Below are 5,990 nucleotides of genomic sequence, written 5' to 3'. Positions count from 1 at the left end.
GGAACGAAAATCAACAGAGTGCCAAAATCAAAATTAAGCTTTAACACAGTCTAAAATATAGTACCTTGTCCAATAATGGCCTCATTTCAGGATTGAGAGGGCCTCTAATGATTTAGGGCCCTCTTTTTTCATGCATATTATATTGTGCCAAAAAAACAGCTATCTTACCAATATTAACACTCGAATAGTGTTTTTATCTGCTGCGTTTTGTTGCGGAATACTCATGAACAAATGAGGTTAATCTTTTTAATGTTTCAGGTTTAACAGACGGGAATACCCCATGGCCAAGGTTAAAGATATAACCTCCCTGCGCCATGCCTTGATCTAGGATGGCTTTAGCCCTTTCTTCAATCACTTCCCATGGTGCTAACAGGATTGCTGGGTCAAGATTACCTTGAACCGTTTTTTGAATTCCTAACTCTCTAGCTTGTTGAATCGGTAAACGCCAATCCAATCCAACGACATCAAGTGGCAGGTCATTCCACTCTAAAGCAAGATGACTCGCTCCTACTCCAAACATAATGAGTGGAACATTCTCTTCTTTAAGTTCTGTGAAAATTCTATTCATGACCGGCTTAATAAAGTAGCGGTAGTCTTCAACATTCAATGCCCCAACCCAAGAATCAAAGATTTGAATCGCTTTCGCTCCAGCCTTAATTTGTGATTTCACATATGTAATAATCATATCAGCAAGCTTTTCCATTAAAGCGAACCATGCTTTCGGTTCAGAGTACATAAAAGCCTTTGTCTTATTATAGTTTTTAGAAGGTCCGCCTTCAATCATGTAACTTGCAAGTGTAAAAGGAGCCCCAGAAAATCCAATTAACGGAACAGACAATTGTTCTTGAGTTAATAATTTAATCGTATCTAAAACATAAGGTACATCCTGTTCAGGATTAATTTCACCCAGTTTTTCAACATCTGCTAATGAAGTGATTGGGTTATCAATAACAGGACCAATCCCTGATTTTATTTCAACCTGCATTCCAATCGCTGGTAGCGGAGTCATGATATCCTTATATAGAATTGCCGCATCAACATTGTACTGCTCAACTGGAAGGCGGGTTACGTATGCGCATAGTTCAGGCTGGTGAGTAATTTCAAACAAAGAGTATTTTTCTTTAATCTCTCTATATTCTGGCTGCGAGCGTCCTGCTTGACGCATAAACCAAACGGGTACGTGGTCTGTTTGTTCCCCTCTTGCTGCTTTTAAAAACGTTTCATTGATTTGCTTGGTCATCTAAATAAATCCACCTTTCGAAAGACATGTCTGATTATATTCTAATATATGTAGCAAAAAATTAAAAACTTCATAGAGTACAACGCACTCTTTTCACTATATCGGTTATTCCTATTTGTGTATAGGTAACGATGAAAAGTGTCAAAAAAAAGTCGTTTTTACGTTTACTATTTCTTCAAAACCCTTTCACCACTTTCATATAGATTCATATTCTGTATTACATCATGTGGGCGAATAACTATATTCGTCCTTTTGATGAAGATGAAAGGGGGTCATTTTATGCTTATTGAGCTTTCAGCTCTCCATTGGATATATGTTGTCTTTATAGCTCTTATTATCGGATTTATGGTCAAACGAAGAGATACCACACTTATCTGCATCGTCGGGATATTCCTGATTGCGATTACGGCAACAGGATCATTAAGCAGTTCAGTCAGTAGTATTTTCAACAGTTTTATTTATGCGATTACAGAGCTGTTATCAACCATATTAGTCATCTCCATTATTGTGGCTATGAGCAAAACCTTAACTTCAACCGGGATAAACGATGTAATGATTTCACCTTTTACAAAATTAATCCGTAACCCTGCTCTCGCGTATTGGACCATTGGTATACTAATGATGGTAATCTCCTGGTTCTTCTGGCCGTCTCCTGCTGTTGCCCTGCTTGGTGCAGTATTGCTTCCAGTTGCCTTACGGGCGGGACTTCCAGCCTTGGGTGTTGCGATGGCAATGAACTTGTTCGGACACGGTATAGCTTTATCAGGTGACTTTGTCATACAGGCTGCACCAAAACTAACTTCAGATGCTGCTGGAATTCCAATCGGTGATGTCATCAGTGCTAGTATACCCTTAGTATTTGTAATGGGGATTGTCACCACGATAGCTGCCTTCTATTTTCTAAAGAGAGATATGAAAAATGGTGTATTAAAGCCAACTCCATATGTACCTTTGGAAACAAATGATGAAACCACATCCGAGAAAAATCTCCTTACAAATGGCCAAAAGCAATTCTTTGCCATTCTTGTCCCGATATTATTTGCCATTGACGTTGCAGCTATGTTTATCCTTGACCTGACTGGCGGTGACGCAACTGCATTAATTGGTGGAACATCGATTTTCATCCTGCTCCTTATCACCATGGTCAGCCATAAAAATAAGGGTCTTGAAAAAACAACTTCCTATTTAATTGAAGGATTTACCTTTGGGTTTAAGGTCTTTGGCCCAGTAATCCCAATCGCTGCCTTCTTCTATTTAGGTGATGCAGGTTTTGGAAAGATTATCGGTGACTTTTTACCAGATGGATCTCAAGGTATTGTGAATGACCTGGGTATTGCGTTAGCAAATATAGTTCCATTAAGTAAAGTGGTCGGGGCAGTGACGCTAACTACGGTAGGAGCGATTACAGGTTTAGATGGATCAGGATTTTCGGGAATTTCACTCGCTGGGTCAGTCGCAGGCTTATTTGCGGTTGCAATCGGTAAAGGTGTCGCCACTCTAACTGCTCTTGGCCAAATAGCTGCCATTTGGGTGGGGGGCGGAACCTTAGTACCTTGGGCATTAATCCCTGCTGCCGCTATTTGTAACGTTGACCCATTTGAATTAGCAAGGCGAAATCTGCTTCCAGTCGTAATTGGTCTTGTAGTCACTACGATAGTAGCGATGTTCCTCATATAATAATTGAGCGATGACAGCCCGTATCCTTATAAAAAATGATGAAGCGGTCACTCATAAGGGTTAAACTAACTCTGACTCATACTGTTTTTGGGTCCGGTGACTATTTCGTTTTTAAACAGAAAGAAAAAAGAGGCCTCAGCCTCTTTTTTTGTTATTTTTTAATTTCTTTTTGAAGAAGTTGTAAATAAATATAGATAGCATCACCCAAATATAGCCAAATGTATAGCCACCAATGACATCAGTTGGGTAATGGACTTGAAGAATGATGCGACTTGCACCAATTAGCAGCAATAAAAGCGCTGTAAATAGGATAACAAGTTTTTTCGCTGTGGCTGACTTCAGCTCTTCTATAACAAGGTAAGCAATAAAAAAATAACAGATTAATCCAACCATTGCATGTCCACTTGGAAAACTTAAGCTATCCACATGTGCCAGATGATCAAGGTCAGGTCTTTTGCGTGAAATTAGGTCCTTTAGAAGTTTATTTACTTCATTTCCTAGAGCGACAGATAGAGTAATGGCGGCAGCTCCTAAGAAATTTCTCTTTATCAGCAATAGCCATCCCAACACAATCAACGCAACAATACCTATCCCCTTTTTGTCTCCTAATTCAGTAAGGAGAAGAAAGAATGGATTAAAGGGATCAGGTACATTTGCAAATAAATCCGCTAGATTATCATCCAGCCAAAAGGTTTGTTTAGCAGCTATTTTGATAGAAATATAGATTGCTATAAGAATTGCAAAACCTAAAATTAAGTATGTATAACGATTTCCTTTTTTCATCGATTACATTATCCTTTCTCTGTCAAAACTCTATAAAATTAGAAAGAAAACAAACATAAAAATCTACATAATAGTGTAAAAGTGTTAAAATAGTTTGATAATACTACTTAAGGTGTTGGGGGAATGTTCATGATTAATCAATTGTTTACTAAATTAGAAGGTTACTATGATGAAATGGTATCCCTTCGCAGGTTTATGCACCAGCATCCTGAATTATCCTTTCAAGAATATAATACGGCACAGTATATAAAGGCATATTATGAAAACCTTGGAATAGAAGTAAAAGGAAATGTTGGTGGTAACGGAGTTGTCGCGAAAGTATACGGAAAGAAGCCTGGAAAAACCGTGGCATTAAGAGCGGATTTTGATGCACTCCCTATCCATGATGAAAAGGATGTACCTTATAAATCATTAGTTCCGGGGGTCATGCATGCCTGCGGCCATGATGGACATACTGCCACTCTCCTTGTACTTGCAAAGGTGCTAGATGAATTGAAAGATGAGCTGGAAGGAAATTATGTCTTTATTCATCAGCATGCCGAGGAATTTGCACCAGGCGGAGCCATCACCATGATTGAGGATGGCTGCTTAGATGGTGTTGATGTTATATTTGGAACTCATTTATGGGCAAGTGAGGCAACCGGCACCATCCAATATCGAACAGGACCGATTATGGCAGCAGCTGATCGTTTTGAAATTGATATTCAGGGAAAAGGCGGACATGGTGCACAGCCTCATAAAACAAAGGATGCTATTGTCACTGCTTCACAGCTGGTTTTAAATTTACAACAAATTGTCAGCCGGAAGGTGAATCCAGTTGAATCAGCGGTAGTTACAGTAGGCACATTTATGTCTGAAAATGCGTTTAACGTAATAGCAGATAAAGCAAAGCTTGTTGGGACCGTCCGAACCTTTAATGATGATGTTCGTCAATACATTGAAGAAGAAATGGAAAGAATTATTAAAGGAACCTGCTACTTGTCTGACAGCACCTATACCTTTTTGTATGAGAGAGGTTATCCAGCAGTAGTCAACCATGCAAAAGAAACAGAATTTCTTGTTTCTCTTGCTAAGGAAGTTCCTGAAGTTCTTACCATCGAGGAATCTGAGCCGCAAATGGGTGGAGAGGATTTCGCTTATTACTTAAAGAAAATACCCGGCACCTTCTTTTTCACAGGCGCAAAACCTCCTGGTGCTGAACCAGGCTACCCACATCACCATCCAAAATTTGACATCGATGAGAATGCAATGTTAATAGCTGCAAAAACTCTAGGTACCGCAGCAATAAGAATACACCAAGCAGATTAAATGAAACCCCTGAACATCACTAAATAAAGTGTTCCGTTTTAGGGTGCTTTTCTGAGAATAGATGCCGATATGACAATCGTATTGGAATCGTTATTGGTATATAAAAAAGTAAAACTCGCCATCTGCTGATCTGACCCAATAAAGTTAGACAAATACTTTTATGCAACCTTTAAGACCTGTGTCCGGTATTCCACTGGACTTAGGTCTTTTAATTTTGCCTTCATCCGTTTGTGATTGTAATAGTGTATATAATCAGCTAATTCCCGTTCAAAATGCTCTATATTGTCAAATTCCTGTAGATAAAGAAGTTCGGACTTTAATAAGCCAAAGAAATTTTCCATGACTGCATTATCTAAACAGTTTCCTTTTCGGGACATACTCTGTGTGATTTGGTGTTGTTCTAGTTTTTTTGATATTTTTTCATTTGATAATGCCAACCCTGATCAGAATGTAGAATAACTTGTTCTCCAGGCTGAAGATGTTCAATCGCTTGATCTAACATGTCTCCTACCAATTTATATAAAGGACGATTCATGATGCTGTAGGCAATGATTTCACCATTACACAAATCTAGGACAGGGGAGAGGTAACGCTTCTCACCAAATAGGTGGAATTCTGTGATGTCGGTTACCCACTTTTCATTCATATTCTCAGCAGTAAAATCCCGATTTAAGACGTTCGGAGCGACTTTACCTACATTTCCTTTGTAAGATTTGAACTTCTTCATACGTACCATGCATTTTATACCCATATCATTCATTAAACGATTGATTGTTTTTGAATCATGGTGGAAACCTCTTTTTTCTAATTCTTTCGTGATGCGACGGTACCCATAACGACCTTTATGTTCATGGAAAATCTCTTTAATTGCTTCCTTTATCTTTTCATATTTACCAGGCTGATTTAATCGTTTTTCCCAATAATAATACGTGCTGCGTTTCATGTCAGCGACTTCAACTAGATCCACAACCTCATACTTATG

4 protein-coding genes and 1 pseudogene are annotated in these 5,990 nt (G+C 38.7%); 2 read left to right on the top strand and 3 right to left on the bottom strand.

Translation table 11 applies throughout. From position 1 onward, the window contains the following. Positions 1-193: 193 nt before the first annotated feature. Positions 194-1,240, bottom strand: coding sequence for a uroporphyrinogen decarboxylase (hemE, locus tag CHI06_RS10760; protein WP_095248550.1), 1,047 nt, complete (start codon positions 1,238-1,240; stop codon positions 194-196). Between the two features lie 279 nt (positions 1,241-1,519). Between hemE and CHI06_RS10755 the strand changes: the two genes are divergently transcribed. Then, positions 1,520-2,917, top strand: coding sequence for a hypothetical protein (locus CHI06_RS10755; protein WP_095248549.1), 1,398 nt, complete (start codon positions 1,520-1,522; stop codon positions 2,915-2,917). Between the two features lie 135 nt (positions 2,918-3,052). On the opposite strand, the gene CHI06_RS10750 is transcribed toward CHI06_RS10755, so the two are convergent. Next, a complete protein-coding gene (locus CHI06_RS10750) occupies positions 3,053-3,700 on the bottom strand; it encodes a phosphatase PAP2 family protein (RefSeq protein WP_095248548.1) in 648 nt (215 codons plus the stop codon). Between the two features lie 129 nt (positions 3,701-3,829). Here CHI06_RS10750 and CHI06_RS10745 point away from each other — a divergent pair, with 129 nt between their 5' ends. Beyond that, positions 3,830-5,008, top strand: coding sequence for a M20 family metallopeptidase (locus tag CHI06_RS10745; protein ID WP_095248547.1), 1,179 nt, complete (start codon positions 3,830-3,832; stop codon positions 5,006-5,008). 158 nt (positions 5,009-5,166) lie between these two features. Here CHI06_RS10745 and CHI06_RS10735 read toward each other — a convergent pair. Beyond that, positions 5,167-5,990 (bottom strand): annotated as a pseudogene (locus CHI06_RS10735) (IS3 family transposase); the annotation flags it as partial.

This window comes from Bacillus sp. 7884-1 (assembly GCF_002272245.1).
Classification (GTDB): domain Bacteria; phylum Bacillota; class Bacilli; order Bacillales; family Cytobacillaceae; genus Neobacillus.
Note: the sequence above shows the minus strand (reverse complement) of the source record. Positions and strands in the feature narration are given on the sequence as shown.

Excerpts from the sequence above, each read along its gene's own strand:
- CHI06_RS10745 (WP_095248547.1), top strand. The coding sequence starts at position 3,830 with ATGATTAATCAATTGTTTACTAAATTAGAAGGTTACTATGATGAAATG.
- CHI06_RS10755 (WP_095248549.1), top strand. The coding sequence starts at position 1,520 with ATGCTTATTGAGCTTTCAGCTCTCCATTGGATATATGTTGTCTTTATA.
- hemE (WP_095248550.1), bottom strand. The coding sequence starts at position 1,240 with ATGACCAAGCAAATCAATGAAACGTTTTTAAAAGCAGCAAGAGGGGAA.
- CHI06_RS10750 (WP_095248548.1), bottom strand. The coding sequence starts at position 3,700 with ATGAAAAAAGGAAATCGTTATACATACTTAATTTTAGGTTTTGCAATT.